Source organism: Micromonospora sp. CPCC 205739 (assembly GCF_036906795.1).
Classification (GTDB): domain Bacteria; phylum Actinomycetota; class Actinomycetes; order Mycobacteriales; family Micromonosporaceae; genus Micromonospora.
Genome location: NZ_JBAKHS010000002.1, coordinates 13,176 through 26,590, shown reverse-complemented (window position 1 = coordinate 26,590; position 13,415 = coordinate 13,176). Strand labels below are relative to the sequence as shown.

General features: G+C 71.0%; 15 protein-coding genes and 1 tRNA gene. 6 read left to right on the top strand and 10 right to left on the bottom strand.

What is annotated here, in order from left to right; genetic code table 11:
• The first annotated feature begins 67 nt into the window (after window positions 1-67).
• Window positions 68-466 (top strand): hypothetical protein, encoded by a 399-nt coding sequence (locus V6U88_RS04065; RefSeq protein WP_334449963.1) that lies wholly within the window; start codon window positions 68-70, stop codon window positions 464-466.
• Between the two features lie 11 nt (window positions 467-477).
• Here V6U88_RS04065 and V6U88_RS04060 read toward each other — a convergent pair whose 3' ends face one another.
• Window positions 478-1,407, bottom strand: coding sequence for an LLM class F420-dependent oxidoreductase (locus V6U88_RS04060; protein WP_334449961.1), 930 nt, complete (start codon window positions 1,405-1,407; stop codon window positions 478-480).
• A 115-nt stretch (window positions 1,408-1,522) separates the two neighbouring features.
• Here V6U88_RS04060 and V6U88_RS04055 point away from each other — a divergent pair, with 115 nt between their 5' ends.
• Window positions 1,523-1,828: an ArsR/SmtB family transcription factor gene (locus V6U88_RS04055; RefSeq protein WP_334449960.1), complete on the top strand. Its 306-nt coding sequence runs from the start codon at window positions 1,523-1,525 to the stop codon at window positions 1,826-1,828.
• A 2-nt stretch (window positions 1,829-1,830) separates the two neighbouring features.
• Complete coding sequence (locus tag V6U88_RS04050) at window positions 1,831-2,373, top strand: SRPBCC family protein (protein ID WP_334449959.1); 543 nt, start codon at window positions 1,831-1,833, stop codon at window positions 2,371-2,373.
• A 79-nt stretch (window positions 2,374-2,452) separates the two neighbouring features.
• Here the strand turns inward: V6U88_RS04050 and V6U88_RS04045 are convergent, their stop codons facing one another.
• From V6U88_RS04045 to V6U88_RS04025, 5 genes are all read right to left on the bottom strand, one after another.
• Window positions 2,453-3,490 (bottom strand): hypothetical protein, encoded by a 1,038-nt coding sequence (locus tag V6U88_RS04045; RefSeq protein ID WP_334449958.1) that lies wholly within the window; start codon window positions 3,488-3,490, stop codon window positions 2,453-2,455.
• Entirely contained in the window at window positions 3,490-3,759 is a 270-nt protein-coding gene (locus tag V6U88_RS04040) for a hypothetical protein (protein ID WP_334449956.1), read from the bottom strand. Before V6U88_RS04040 ends, V6U88_RS04045 begins: the two co-directional genes overlap by 1 nt.
• 438 nt (window positions 3,760-4,197) lie before the next feature.
• Window positions 4,198-4,752, bottom strand: a complete 555-nt coding sequence (locus V6U88_RS04035; RefSeq protein WP_334449954.1) for a Uma2 family endonuclease — start codon at window positions 4,750-4,752, stop codon at window positions 4,198-4,200.
• 84 nt (window positions 4,753-4,836) lie between these two features.
• Window positions 4,837-5,214: a hypothetical protein gene (locus tag V6U88_RS04030; RefSeq protein ID WP_334450583.1), complete on the bottom strand. Its 378-nt coding sequence runs from the start codon at window positions 5,212-5,214 to the stop codon at window positions 4,837-4,839.
• A gap of 56 nt (window positions 5,215-5,270) precedes the next feature.
• Window positions 5,271-6,074, bottom strand: a complete 804-nt coding sequence (locus V6U88_RS04025; protein WP_334449952.1) for a class I SAM-dependent methyltransferase — start codon at window positions 6,072-6,074, stop codon at window positions 5,271-5,273.
• Between the two features lie 316 nt (window positions 6,075-6,390).
• On the opposite strand from V6U88_RS04025, the gene V6U88_RS04020 reads away from it, so the two are divergent.
• On the top strand, window positions 6,391-9,216 hold the full coding sequence (locus V6U88_RS04020) for a ricin-type beta-trefoil lectin domain protein (protein ID WP_334449950.1): 2,826 nt from the start codon (window positions 6,391-6,393) through the stop codon (window positions 9,214-9,216).
• Window positions 9,217-9,487: 271 nt separating this feature from the next.
• Here the strand turns inward: V6U88_RS04020 and V6U88_RS04015 are convergent, their stop codons facing one another.
• Window positions 9,488-10,207 carry a hypothetical protein gene (locus V6U88_RS04015; RefSeq protein ID WP_334449949.1) on the bottom strand — a complete coding sequence of 240 codons (720 nt, stop codon included), beginning with the start codon at window positions 10,205-10,207 and terminating at the stop codon, window positions 9,488-9,490.
• Between the two features lie 189 nt (window positions 10,208-10,396).
• On the opposite strand from V6U88_RS04015, the gene V6U88_RS04010 reads away from it, so the two are divergent.
• Window positions 10,397-10,972, top strand: coding sequence for a TetR/AcrR family transcriptional regulator (locus V6U88_RS04010; protein WP_334449947.1), 576 nt, complete (start codon window positions 10,397-10,399; stop codon window positions 10,970-10,972).
• Window positions 10,973-11,220: 248 nt separating this feature from the next.
• Window positions 11,221-11,745, top strand: a complete 525-nt coding sequence (locus V6U88_RS04005; RefSeq protein ID WP_334449945.1) for a hypothetical protein — start codon at window positions 11,221-11,223, stop codon at window positions 11,743-11,745.
• Here V6U88_RS04005 and V6U88_RS04000 read toward each other — a convergent pair.
• The 3 genes from V6U88_RS04000 to V6U88_RS03990 all read right to left on the bottom strand — a co-directional run bounded on the left by V6U88_RS04000 (window position 11,694) and on the right by V6U88_RS03990 (window position 13,309).
• Window positions 11,694-12,242 carry a DinB family protein gene (locus V6U88_RS04000; RefSeq protein WP_334449944.1) on the bottom strand — a complete coding sequence of 183 codons (549 nt, stop codon included), beginning with the start codon at window positions 12,240-12,242 and terminating at the stop codon, window positions 11,694-11,696. The two genes, V6U88_RS04005 and V6U88_RS04000, sit on opposite strands and share 52 nt — an antisense overlap.
• Window positions 12,243-12,586: 344 nt before the next feature.
• A complete protein-coding gene (locus V6U88_RS03995; RefSeq protein WP_334449942.1) occupies window positions 12,587-13,126 on the bottom strand; it encodes a GNAT family N-acetyltransferase in 540 nt (179 codons plus the stop codon).
• A 106-nt stretch (window positions 13,127-13,232) separates the two neighbouring features.
• Window positions 13,233-13,309, bottom strand: a tRNA-Ile gene (locus V6U88_RS03990).
• Window positions 13,310-13,415: the final 106 nt, after the last annotated feature.

The following is a 13,415-nucleotide window of genomic DNA, read 5'->3' as shown; positions in this document are numbered from 1 at the left end:
TCCACGATCACATCGGAGTGCATCATCCGGCACGCGTGTCGGCGGCGTCCATGGGAACAATGGGTGGATGAGCAGCTACCGCGACCCGACCCTGCACGGCGACGTCTACCCGTCCGAGGAGGAGATCGACCCGACGGGCGTGGGCCTGGAGCCGATGAGCGCGCCGACGGCGACGACCCCGGGTCCGACCGGGCCGGTGCCGCCGCCCACGCCCGAGCCGGAGCCCACGCCGCCGACCCCCGGCCCGCCGCCGCGTGCGGCCGGACCGGGTGCGGTCTCGATCGTCACCCACCACGTGGACGGGTCGACCCAGGTGGTCACCGACCTGGACGGCGACGGGATCGCCGACGTGGTCCAGTTCGACCTGGACGGTGACGGCGTCCCGGACATCACCTACCTGGACAGCGACCGGGACGGCCGGCTGGACACCGTGCTGCGCGAGCCCGGCGGCACGCGGGTGCGCTGACCCGGGCCCCCTCAGAGCTGCGGCATCACCTCGGCGGCGACCAGCTCCAGGTGGTCCAGGTCGCTGAGGTCCAGCACCTGGAGGTAGATCCGCTCGCTGCCGGCCTCGGCGTACCGGCCGATCTTGTCGACCAGTTCGGCCGGCGTGCCGGCGAGGCCGTTCTCGCGCAGTTCGGCGGGTTCCCGGCCGATCGCCTCGGCCCGGCGGGCGACCTCGGCCTCGTCGCGCCCGCAGCAGAGCACCAGGGCGTTGGACCAGCGCATGGTGGCCGGGTCCCGGCCGATCTCGGCGCAGGCCGCGCGGACCCGGGCGATCTGCACCACGGTGTCGTCGACGGAGGCGAAGGGCAGGTTGAACTCGTCGGCGTAGCGGGCGGCCAGCCGCGGGGTGCGCTTCGGCCCCATGCCGCCGAGCAGGATCGGCGGGCGCGGCTGCTGCACCGGCTTGGGCAGCGCCGGCGAGTCGGTGACCGGGTAGTACGTCCCCGGGAAGTCGAAGGTCTTGCCGACCGGGGTCTCCCAGAGCCCGGTGATGACCGCCAACTGCTCCTCCAGCCGCGCGAACCGCTCCCCCAGCGTCGGAAAGGGGATGCCGTACGCGGTGTGCTCCTCGGCGTACCAGCCGGTGCCGATGCCCAGCTCCACCCGGCCGCCGCTCATCTGGTCCACCTGCGCGACGGTGATGGCGAGCGGGCCGGGCAGCCGGAAGGTGGCCGCGGTCATCAGCGTGCCGAGCCGGATCCGGGAGGTGTCCCGGGCCAGGCCGGCCAGCGTGGTCCAGGCGTCGGTCGGGCCGGGGTCCCCGCTCACCGAGCCCATCTTCAGGTAGTGGTCGGAGCGGAAGAAGGCGCCGTACCCGGCGTCCTCCGCGGCGCGGGCCACGGCGAGCAGCTGGTCGTAGCCGGCGCCCTGCTGGGGTTCGGTGAAGATCCGCAGTTCCATGTCCCGAGCATATGGAGCGGGCGGTGCCGTCGCCCCCGTACCCGGTCGGCAGGCCCACCCGGCGACCCGCCTTCATGCCTTGACACGCATATACCTGACAGGGCATATTACGGAGGTGTCCGTCGACGCCTTCGCCGTGCTCGCCGAGCCGACCCGCCGCCGGATCCTCGACGCGCTGCGGCGCTCGGAGTGCAGCGTCGGTGAGCTGGTCGACGCGCTGGGGATGAGCCAGCCGGCTGTCTCCAAGCACCTCAAGGTGCTGCGCGAGACCGGTTTCGTCACCTGCCGCACGGCGGCGCAGCACCGCATCTACCGCGTCGACCCACGCGCGTTCCGGGCGGTGGACGGCTGGCTCGCGCCGTACCGGGAAATGTGGGCCGCCCACCTGGACGCCCTGGAGCGCCATCTCGACAAGGAGTGACCATGCACCGCGACTCGTACCGCCCCGGCCCGCCGGCCGAGATCGCCGCCGAGCCCGCCGGCGACCGGTGGACGCTGCTCTTCGTCCGCGAGCTGCGGCACGCGCCGGAGAAGGTGTGGGCGGCACTGACCGACCCCGCCCGGCTGCGTGAGTGGGCGCCGTTCCTGGCCGACCGCGACCTCGGCGCCCCGGGGGCCGCGACGCTCACCCTGGTCGACGGCGAGACGGCCGTGGCGCACCCCGCGACGGTACGCCGGGCCGAACCGCCCCACCTGCTCGAGTACACCTGGGGCGACGACCTGCTCCGCTGGGAGCTGACCCCGTCCGGCACCGGCACCCGACTGCTGCTGCGACACACCCTCGGCGAGCGGGGCATGGTGCCGATGGTGGCCGCCGGCTGGCACCTCTGCCTCGACGTCGCCGACCACCTGCTCGCCGGCGACCCGGTCGGCCCGATCCGGGGCGCGGAGGCGAAGGACTTCGGCTGGGCGGAGCTGCGCGACGCGTACGCCGAGCGACTCGACGGCCGACCGCCGCGCGCCTGAGCCGTCGGGCGGTCCCGGCGCCCCTCGCGTCAGCGGGCCGGGTCGGTGGTCCCCGGCGGGATCACGGCGCCGGCCGCCCTCAGACGTACGGCCTGGTCGCGTACGCCGCCCGCAGCGCCGCCAGCCCGTTGGTGCGCGGGGCGAGCGAGCCCCAGCTGGAGTTGAAGTAGTTCGTCCGAACAATCCGCGGGCCGCGCTCGGCGTTGAGCTGGGCGACGGCCGCCGGCACGGTGGCGATCCAGGCCGCCTGGTCGGGAATCTCGGCGGCCCGCACCCCCCACTCGGCGATGATCACGGGTCGGGAGAGCGCCACCGGCCCGAGGTCGGCCACGGCCCAGTCCTTGGTGCGGCGGAACCGGGCGAGCGCGGTGTGGCTCGGGTCGGTGGCGTAGGCGTTCCACTGGAGGAAGTCCAGCTTCGCCATCAACGCCTCCGGGTGGGTGCGCCGGAAGCAGGCCCGGTCGAAGCCGCCGGAGCCGACCGAGAAGGTGGTGCCGGCGGGCAGCGTGCGGGCCCGGAACCAGTTCACGATGTAGGTCATCGCCTGCACCGCGCGGGCGTCCGACTCCGCCCAGCCGTACGACACCCCGGACTCCGTGGTGCCGAACTCGTGGTCGGTGTCCAGTTCGGAGGCGAGCTGGATATTCACCCCGAAGCCCATCGTCCGGTACTGCGACAGCGCCCGGGCGAAGAGCCCGTCGCAGAGCCCGGCGAGCACCTGGCCGTACCCGTACGCCCTCGGCCAGGTCGTCCCGGGCCGCTGCTGGATGGTCATCGCGGGCGCCGGGACGGTGTGGCTGACGCCGTCGACGGTGAAGGTCTGCGCCGCCATGGTGGCCACGCCGTAGTGCTTCAGCTCCAGCACCATGTTGATCGCGAACCCGCTGCGGCCCAGGCTGAGCAGCCAGGGCTTGTTGTAGCCCGGGAACGTGAACCCGTCGGCCAAGCTGCGGTACTGGGTCAGCGAGCGGAAGTTGCCGCCGGCCATGTCGGCCGTCGGGTCGGCGTTGCCGGCAAGGTAGTAGCCGCCCAGGACCGGCGGGGCGAGGACGTAGTCGGCGGTCGCGGTGGCGGTGCGCCCGCCGTTGTCGCGGACGGTCACGGTGACCCGGGGCATCACGCCACCGCCCGGTAGACGGCCACCGACCCGTTGTCCGACACCCTGGTCCAGGTACGCCCGGAGTCGTCGGTGACGGTGAGGGTGAGCGGGTCGATGACGGCGGTGACCCGCACCGGGGCGCTGCTGTTGCCCTGGGCGTCGGTCACCACCACGGTGACGGTGAGGGGCCTGGTGTCCGGGTCGCTGTAGGTGACCGTGAGGGTCATCTGGTCGCCGGGCGAATAGGTCGCGGCGTTCAAGCTCGCGGTGACGGTGGGAGCGGCCATGTCCGCCCCCTCCTCTCTTGCTCGTACGCCCGGCTCTCGCCGGTGCGCCCGGTCGAGGCGCGCGGGGCTGCGCCGGTCGGGCGGAGCGCTGCCGACGGCGACGACCGGAGGTGGTGACGTCCTTGTCCGGTAACGAGCTGACCCGGCCCTGGCACCCGGGACGGGGGTCGACCGGGACACGACGTGGCCGTGGGCGCGGTCGGACCGGCGCGGGCCGTGTCCGCCGCGGCGGCCGGGCCGGGCCCGGCGATGGCGGCGTCCAGCAGCGACCGTGCTGTCGCCGCCGGGCCGGAGGGATGGGATGCGGCCCGCCACCCGCAGCCCCTCCACCTGCATAAACAATGCGTCGGCAGGGGGTACGGCGTCCTGTCGGCTATCCGTCGCCGGGGGTGGCCGAGCGGGCGATTGCGCCCGGACCGGGGGCGTGCGGGTGCCGGCTCAGTCGAGGTGGTCGGCGGGTGAGGTCTGCAGCAGCCAGGCCAGCGGCATCCTCGCCCGCTCCTCGTACCCGCCCTGCCCGGTGAGCCGGTGCAGAGTGACGGTCTGCCCGCCGTCCCGGTCCACCACCCAGTACTGCGGGATGCCCGCCCTGGCGTACTCCCGGACCTTCGTCACGGAGTCCATGGCCTCCGACCCGGGCGAAACGATCTCGATCACCAGAGCGACGTCGGCCACCGCCGACCAGACCCCGCGAGGCGGGGGCTTGCGCCACACGGTCAGGTCGGGGATCCGGCCGCCGTCACCGTCCGGGCCGGGAATGCGCACTCCGGCCGCCTGGAGCACCTGCTCGGCGGGCCACCCGGCCATGATCAACCAGGCGAAGAGGCGGCTGGCGATCATCGCGTGTTCCGAGTCGGGCGGCGGCATGACCGACAGGACCCCCTCGGGGCTCGTCTCGTAGCGATGACCGTTGGGGTCGGCGGCGTTCATCGCCGCGACGTCGTCGAGCGTGACGACGGCGGGCATGTGCATGCCGACGGCCTCAGCGCTCATGAGCCCCATCCTAGGCGAACAGCGACGCCGACCCGGTCAGCGCGACACCGGCCACGACCGGTCGCGCCTCCGGCGTCCCGGCTCTCAGCCCCGCCGGCGCCGCAGCAGGTGGGCGACCGTGCTCACCACCGTCGTCCCCAGCCCGGTGCCGATCAGGACCAGCCCCGCCCCCACCGCCCAGAGCCCGCTGTCGTCGGTCGAGGCCGCGTGCACCGTCCAGGCGGCGGTGAAGGCGACGGTCAGCACCGGGGCGACCAACCACGGGCGGAGCCGCCAGCCGGCGACGGCGGCGATCAGGGCGAGGGTGAGCACGCAGCCGGCCACCTGCCACGGCTGGTACGGCCCGCTGACGGCACCGGTCTCGGGGTCGGTGGTGTAGCCGGTGTCCCATCCCAGCCAGGCCCACCAGGTGGCGACGGCCGCCACGGCGAGCACCAGAGCGGCGACGAGGGCCCGCGTCATGCTGTTCACCACCCGATCCTCGCCCGCACGGGCCGGCTGCGGATGAGCATTCGTACTCACGACGGTCGGGCCGGCGCGGTCCCCCGGACGGCCCAGGCACGGGCGGTGAGCCGGATCGACCCGTCCGGTTCGGTCGGCACCCGGGCGCGCAGCAGCTCGCGCAGCTCGGCCCGGTCCGGTTCCGCGAGGGAGCTGACGTAGCCGGGCGCGGACCCCTGCCCACCGAGGAACGGCGTCCAGTAGTCGGCGAAGTCGGCGAAGACCGTGGGCACCTCGACGGGCCGCACGGACACGTCGCGCAGCCCGGCGTCGGCCCAGAGCGCGCGCAGCGGCTCGGGCCGGCACATCGTGTAGCGGCGGCCCTCGTCCAGCTTTCCCGCGGCCGGGTGGTGCGCCGCCGCCGCGTCCCAGAAGTACCGCATCATCGCCATGCCGTCGGCGTAGTCCCAGACGTAGGCGGCGGCGACGCCGCCCGGCGCGAGGACGCGGGCGAACTCGGCCACGGCGCGCGCCGGATCGGGTACGAAGTTCAGCGCCAGGCCGCTGACGACCACGTCGACGGCGGCGTCGGGCAGCGGCAGCGAGCGGGCGTCGCCGACATGGAAGACCACGCGCGGGTCGGCGACCCGGGTACGGGCGTGCGCCACGAAGCCCTCGGAGGGGTCGACGCCGTCCACCCGGGCCGGGTCGGTGCGGGCCAGCACCGTCGAGGTCAGCGCGCCGGTGCCACAGCCCACGTCCAACCAGCGCAGACCGGGCGGTTGGTCCAGCCCGTCCAGGAACTCGGCCGCCACGAGGCGACTCCACCGGCCCACGTACGCCTCGTACGCCGCACCGTCGGCCCATACCTCGTGCGCCATGCCGACACCCTACGACCCGGCGGGCGGGCAGCGGGCCCCTCGAAACCGTCGATGCCCGTCGACGCTCCACTGCGGACGGGCGACATGTGGACGAATGCCACTGAACTTCCGCTTGGCATTATCGAACTTTTGTATCCATGAACGAAAGATGTAGCCGTCCGGATAGAAGTTTGTTAATGTTGCCCCGCACCGCAGCTCCGGGCAGGTCACTCGTCGGCGTCGATGACCGAACCGGGCTCGACCGGCGGCTGTCGCTCCCCCACCGCTGTTTCTGGCAGGCCGCCGGACCCCCACCCCGACCCTCCCAGGAGGAGCAATGGGCACACGGCTGCTGCGCCGATTCCGCAGTCCTGTCCTGACCACCGCCGCACTCGTCATCGCCACCGGCATCTGGGCCGTCCCCGCCCAGGCCGCCCCCGCCCAGGAACCGGGCGTCACGTTGCGCGTCTTCGACGTGCAGGTGCCGCTGAACGAGATCTGCACCCTCAAGCCGGGGCAGACGCCGAACGTCGACAAGCTGATGCCCACCATCAACTGGACGTCGACCACCGACTTCGGCTTCGACCAGAACTTCGTCTCCCAGGTGCTCGGCAACCTCAACATCAGCCAGGCCGGCAGCTACACCTTCCGGCTGACCAGCGACGACGGCTCCCGACTGGCCATCGACGACAAGGTGATCATCAACCACGACGGGCTGCACGGCCCGACTCCGCCGAAGGAGGGCAGCGTCACCCTCACCGCCGGGCTGCACCCGCTGCGCATCGACCACTTCGAGCGCGACGGTGGGCAGCAGATCACCCTGGAGTGGAAGACCCCGGGTTCGTCGTCCTTCGTCGTGGTGCCCAACTCGGCGCTGAGCACCGACGCCGGCGTGGTCCGGGTGACCGCACCGGGCAAGAAGGAGTGCGAGGGCGTCACCGACTCCCCCGGCGACGGGCTGCCGCTGAGCGGCGTATATCCCGGCTACACCCTGACCAACCTGCGTCCCAGCGGCTTCCAGCCGAAGGTGACCGGGATGGACTGGCTGGCCGACGGCCGCCTGGTGATCTCCACCTGGGGCGGCAGCGACCAGTCCGGCACCTCCCAGGACGGCGAGGTGTACATCCTCAACAACACCGGCGGCTCGACCGGCCCGGGCAGCGTGACCACCAAGAAGATCGCCGGGGGGCTCAAGGAGCCGATGGGGCTCAAGGTCGTCGACGGCGTGGTCTACGTGTCGGAGAAGCAACGGCTGACCAAGCTGGTCGACACGAGCGGCGACGAGGTCGCCGACCGTCTCGACACGGTCGCCACCTGGCCGTACGGGGGGAACTTCCACGAGTTCGCCTTCGGCCTGCTCTACGACGCCGGCTACTTCTACCTGAACCTGTCGGTCTCCATCAACTACGGCGGCGCGACGACCAACCCGCAGCCGGCTGCCAACCGGGGCACCACCATCAAGGTGAACAAGGACACCGGCGCGGTCTCCTACGTCGCCGGCGGTCTGCGCACCCCGCATGGCATCGGCTGGGGCCCGGAGGGCGGCATCTTCGTCACCGACAACCAGGGCGGCTGGCTGCCGTCGTCGAAACTGGTGCACGTCAAGCAGGGCCGCTTCTTCAACCACTACATGAACCCCGCCGGCCCGTTCGACGCCAACCCGGTGACCCCGCCGGTGCTCTGGATGCCGCAGAACGAGATCGCCAACTCCCCGAGCACCCCGCTGTACCTGAAGTCCGGGCCGTTCACCGGGCAGTTCGTCATCGGCGACGTGACCTACGGCGGGCTCCAGCGCGCGTACGTGGAGAAGGTCAACGGCGAGTACCAGGGCGCCCTGTTCCGGCTCACCCAGGGCCTGGAGGCGGGCGTCTCGGAGGTCAACGTCGGTCCGGACGGCGCGATCTACGTCGGGGGCCTCGGCGCCGGCGGCAACTGGGGTCAGAGCGGCAAGCTCTCGTACGGCCTGCAGAAGTTGACCCCGAACGGCACCACCGCCTTCGACATCCTGGCCATGCGGGCCACCACCACCGGCTTCGAGCTGGAGTACACCCAGCCGCTCTCCACCGACACCGCGGCGAACCTGGCCGGGCACTACAAGGTGAAGCAGTGGCGCTACCAGGCGACGGCCGGCTACGGCGGCCCGAAGATCGACGAGGAGACGCTGACGGTCACCTCGGCCACCCTCTCCGCCGACCGCAAGAAGGTCAGCCTGGCCGTCGCCGGACGCAAGGCCGGGCACGTGGTCTACGTCCGCTCGCCCCGCCCGTTCACCTCCGACAGCGGACAGTCGCTGTGGAGCACCGAGGCCTGGTACACCCTCAACGCCATCCCCGGCAGCACCCCGCCGCCGACCGGCGGCACCAACCTGGCGCTGAACAAGCCGGCCGCGGCGGACAGCTCCTGCGCCGCCACCGAGGGCCCGGACAAGGCAGTCAACGGCTCCGTCACCGGCGGCAACACCGACAAGTGGTGCTCGAAGGGCACCACGAAGTACCTCCAGGTCGACCTCGGGGCCAGCACCAACGTGAACCGGTTCGTGGTCAAGCACGCCGGCGCCGGCGGCGAGAACACCGCCTGGAACACGAAGGACTTCACCATCGCCACCAGCCCCGACGGGTCCACCTGGACGACCCGGGCGACGGTGACCGGCAACACCGCCAGCACCACCACGCACGACATCACGTCGGTCTCGGCCCGCTACGTACGCCTCAACATCACCGCGCCGACCAGCACCACCGATCCCGCGGCCCGCGTCTACGAGTTCGAGGTCTACGGCCCGAGCGGGTCCGGCACCATCACCGGTGTCGGCGGCAAGTGCCTGGACGTCAGCAACGGGGGCACCGCCGACGGCACGAAGATCCAGCTCTGGACCTGCAACGGCACCAACTCGCAGAAGTGGAGCCGGGTCGGCGACACCTACCGGGCGCTGGGCAAGTGCCTGGACGTCGACAACGGCGGCACCGCCGCCGGCACCAAGGTGCAGCTCTGGACCTGCAACGGCACCGCCGCGCAGGTCTGGCAGCCGCAGACCAACGGATCGCTGCTGAACCCGCAGTCCGGCAAGGTCCTGGAGACGGCCGGCGCCGGCACCGCCGACGGCACCCAGGCCCAGATCGGCACGTACGCCGGGGGCGCCCACCAGCACTGGGTCGTCAACGGCTGAGCAACGACGGTGGGCCACCGGCGGAGGGGTTTCTCCGTCGGTGGCCCACCGGTTTTCACACACCGGTCCAGTGCTCGAAGGCGCGGTCGGCGGCATGGGTCAGCGTCGTCGCGGCCGGAGGTACCACCAGGCGAACCCGGCCAACATCATCGGCGACCCGATGCCCAGACGTTTGCGTAGGTCACGGGTCGGGCCGTGTCCGATGAACGTCGAAGCCGGATGACCCCCGGCCGAGAACCCGTGGCAAAGGGAGATCAGCGGCTATCCGGCGTCAGGCGAACACGACATCGTCGATGTCGATGGTGACGAGCTCGATGTCGCGCACCACGGTTCCGTCCTCAGACAGCGGGTAGACGCACCGCCGGGTCGGCACCATGATGCCGCCGAACTCCTTGTGGTCGTAGCAGTAGTGCGCGGCCGGCCCGGCATTCAGGACCTCGGCCGTGTAGTCGTGCCGGCGCAGCAGCCCGTCCTGGTCGAAGTAGAACGTCTGCTCACGGGAGTGGGTGGCGATGTCGTCGGGGAAGGTGACCTTGAGACGGTTCCAGGTCTCCCCCTCCTCGGTCACGGGAGACAGGTTCTCGGTCTGGAAGTCGGGCCTTGCGAAGGTGAACGGGGACGTCAGGTACGTCCACATGGCGTACCCGGCGAAGTAGGCGACGTCCAGGTCGTCCCAGGGGGTTTCGAGGACGTGGCCCGCGAAGGAGGCACGGGGGTTGAGGCGCTCGGCCTTCACCTCGCCGGTGTCGCCCTCCACGGCCACTCGCTGCGCCGTGAACGAGGTGCGCAGATCAGGCGCCTTGAAGGGGAAGTGACTGGCGAACTGCCGGCGCAGGTCGACCCGTACGGCAGCCCGGTCGAAAATCCCTTCCTGGCCCTTGATTGCCCACAGCGCTCCTCCTGAGCGGAAGTGGACCGTGGCTGAGCTGAACTGCTGATAGCGGTCCAAACCGCCGTGGGCCCTGATGACGGCGTGCGTAAGGTCGCTCACGATGAATTTCTCCTCGGTGATGTGGGTCGGGTCGCCCCGGGTAGACACGGTTCCACCAGGCGTTACTTACCCGGCCACCGATTCAATATGACCGGTCGTCTTAGCGAGGGCAAGGAGCGCTGGATCACAGCGCCGTGGGCTTGACCCAGCCAAGACGACCGGTCATATTTGCCGCGGAGGTGGTCCGCTTTGGCTAGGAAGAGCACGCGCGAAGAGATCGTCACGGCCGCGCTCGACCGGTTCCACGCCCGCGGTTACAACGCCGCTGGCGTCAACGACATCACCCAGGCGGCCGGCGTACCGAAGGGGTCGTTCTACAACCACTTCGACAGCAAGGAAGCCCTCGCCATCGTGGCGCTCGAGCGGTACGGCGCCGGACGCCGGCTCGAGGACCTCACCGACAGCTCAGTACCGCCGGTGCAGCGGCTCCGGGCGCACTTCGAGTTCCTCCGCGACGAGGTCGTCCAATACGGGTACAACCGCGGCTGCCTGTACGGCAACTTCGGCACCGAGATCGTCGACCACCGGGACGCCATCCGGGACGCCGTACGGGACAGCCTCGACAAGTGGGGCAGCCTCATCGCGACAACCCTGGCCGAGGCGCAGCGCGCCGGGACGGTCCGCGCGGACGTCGACCCCGAGGTCACCGCCGGGTTCCTCGTCAACGCCTGGGAAGGCACGCTCATCCGGGCGCGTACCGACCGCTCCCCCGCCGCCTTCGCCGCCTTCTTCTCGGTATTCGACACCTTGCTTGCGCCGGCCTGAAGCGCGCCTGCGTGGTGGCCGCTGAAGCCATGCATGCGCCGCCGCGGCGGGCGCACGGGGCCCGCCAGTTGAACAGCGAGGCTGTGAGAAACGTAAGAAGAAGATCGCGGACGGCTGGTCAGGTGGCTGCGTCCCTGGTCAAACCGTCCGTCGTTGTCGGCACGGACTTGGCTGTACGGATGGCTGTACGGGGATCATCTGATCCCTAGGCTTGGCCAGACCGTCCGATGAGAAGGAAACCTGTGCGGGTGCTGACCCGAGGGAAGCGTCGAGTAGTGCTGGTGGCGGGACTGCTGCTCAGCCTCAGCCAGCTCGGCGGCGCCTGCCTGCACCCGCCGCGCCCCGACTACCAGGTGGGCTTCGTGCGGATCGGCGACCGGCTGGCTGTCTACACCCCGATCTGCCCCGGCGACACGATCGAGGCGGTGCAGATCCACGCGCTGCCCGAGGTGGGCAAGAGTGGCGACTACGTGCTGATCTGGGACGCCGAGGGCCCAACCGACCAGAGCACCCGCGCCGGGCTGATCGTCCTAGGCGAGGGCTTCGGCACCGTCCGGCAGGCGCCGCCGGCCCATTTCGGCCGGACGCTCTCAGTGGCGGTCGACACGACCGGCGGGAAGGGGTACTCCTACGCGGGCGCCCTGCCGGAGCATGTGGCCCAGTACCCGGCCGGCACATCGGTAACCGGGATGTCGTTCGAGACCGACGGTGGGCAGGTCAGCTACGACACGCTCCGGGCCCACTTTGAGACCGAGTTCAGGAAGTGCGGCTGAGCGATCGACGGGGTGTTCAACGCTGCCTGGCGGACCGAAGCGTCAGCTTGGAAATTGGACAAGATCGGGCCCTGGCACCGCGTGTCGCCTGGTCGACAGGGCCGACTGCAGGGCGAGCACCCTGCCTCCGCGCGAGCCTCCAGATCGATCCCCAGCTCCGCCGCATCCTGTCGGGAATAGTCGGTGGGCGGCAGGCCGAGCCGGTGGTACGGCTTCTCCTCGCCGAGGAGCATTCGACCCACCCATACGTCGATGGCGAAGATGAGATGACGCAGCGTCTCGGCAAAGGACCACTCGTCGTCGGCCCGTTCGTGGCGCACCGCCTCGGGCAGCTGCTCGGCGCGGGCGAGGGTGTCCGACCAGAGGCGTTCGAGGGCGTCCCACATCGCCCGGTAGTCGTCGGCCGTCCGCATCGCTCGCACCTGTAAGCGCTCGGGGTGTCGCCGATCGAGCTCGGCCGCCACGAACGCGGTGACGTCGACGTCGTCAACGACCACCGTGCCGACGCGTCCGCGAGGTCTTCTAAGTTCTGGCCGCCCCAATCGTGGCCGGCCGGCCCGGCCGATGCCGGCCGGAGGTCGCCAGCAGGCCGGGGCCGGGCCGGCGCGGCCCGCTTGCGGGCCGCCTTGATCCGATAGAGCGCAATTCGGCAACCGCTACCGGTCGGCCTGGTGTCGCGTCCCGGCAGATGCTTGGACCGAGGGATATGAGATCAAGTTGCCCGCCCCGCCGGCCTGGGCGCATGAGGATCTAGCAGCGAAAATACCTCTCGACATCTCGCACCGCTCCCGCCTGTCCGTCGACCTCTTGCGGACTAATTGCGGACCGCTCGGCTGGGAGCTCAAGCAGACGGCGTGACCGGGGACCGCAGGCCGAGCCACTGCTCGGCGCCCCAAGCCTCGAACCGCTCTACCTCAGAGAACCCCAGCTTCGCCGCGAGACGCATCGAGCCGACGTTGGCGGTTTGGGTGGTGAGCACCACCGGCTCGCCGGGAAGGACGCCGTCGAACCAGTCGAGTGCGGCCGCGCACGCCTCGGCGGCGTACCCGAATCCCCACGCCCGCGGCAGGAACAGGTAACCGAGATCGGCCTTCCCGACGGCAGCCGGGCGACGGTGCCCCGTTGCTCTCCTGAGCAGGATCTGGCCGATCATCGCCCCGTCGAGATCAACGACGAAGCTCCCGGGCCACCGCTCGGGCACCCCGGGCATCTCGCGCTCAAGCTCGTCACGCGGCCGGGGGCCGCCAAGGTAGGTGTTCACTTCTGGCGACGCCAGCAGCTCGATGAACGCCGCACGGTCCCGGGCCTCGGACTCACGGAGCACGAGCCTCTCGGTCCGGATCGGCTCAGGCGGCCAGGCGACGGGTCCGAGCTCAGTCATGTCGGCCAGCCAATCAGCAGACTCGGCAGCGAGCCAAGACTCGTGGACCGATCAACCCACCGGCCGGTCCGGGTCGCCGGCAGCATGACTGACCAGGGGTTTTGCGTGGTGGGGCGGGCGGGACTCGAACCCGCGACCGAGGGATTATGAGTCCCCTGCTCTAACCGGCTGAGCTACCGCCCCGATACCGCGCCGGATCGTAACCCGCTCGACGGATCACCGGCCACCACCGAAACGGCCGACAAGAGGCACCCGACCGGCACGATGGGCTACGCGAGGATAACAGTCA

Bases quoted from the DNA above. Each gene is read 5' to 3' on its own strand.
- V6U88_RS04065 (WP_334449963.1), top strand. From the start codon at position 68: ATGAGCAGCTACCGCGACCCGACCCTGCACGGCGACGTCTACCCGTCC.
- V6U88_RS04060 (WP_334449961.1), bottom strand. From the start codon at position 1,407: ATGGAACTGCGGATCTTCACCGAACCCCAGCAGGGCGCCGGCTACGAC.
- V6U88_RS04050 (WP_334449959.1), top strand. From the start codon at position 1,831: ATGCACCGCGACTCGTACCGCCCCGGCCCGCCGGCCGAGATCGCCGCC.
- V6U88_RS04045 (WP_334449958.1), bottom strand. From the start codon at position 3,490: ATGCCCCGGGTCACCGTGACCGTCCGCGACAACGGCGGGCGCACCGCC.
- V6U88_RS04040 (WP_334449956.1), bottom strand. From the start codon at position 3,759: ATGGCCGCTCCCACCGTCACCGCGAGCTTGAACGCCGCGACCTATTCG.
- V6U88_RS04035 (WP_334449954.1), bottom strand. From the start codon at position 4,752: ATGAGCGCTGAGGCCGTCGGCATGCACATGCCCGCCGTCGTCACGCTC.
- V6U88_RS04030 (WP_334450583.1), bottom strand. From the start codon at position 5,214: ATGACGCGGGCCCTCGTCGCCGCTCTGGTGCTCGCCGTGGCGGCCGTC.
- V6U88_RS04025 (WP_334449952.1), bottom strand. From the start codon at position 6,074: ATGGCGCACGAGGTATGGGCCGACGGTGCGGCGTACGAGGCGTACGTG.
- V6U88_RS04020 (WP_334449950.1), top strand. From the start codon at position 6,391: ATGGGCACACGGCTGCTGCGCCGATTCCGCAGTCCTGTCCTGACCACC.
- V6U88_RS03995 (WP_334449942.1), bottom strand. From the start codon at position 13,126: ATGACTGAGCTCGGACCCGTCGCCTGGCCGCCTGAGCCGATCCGGACC.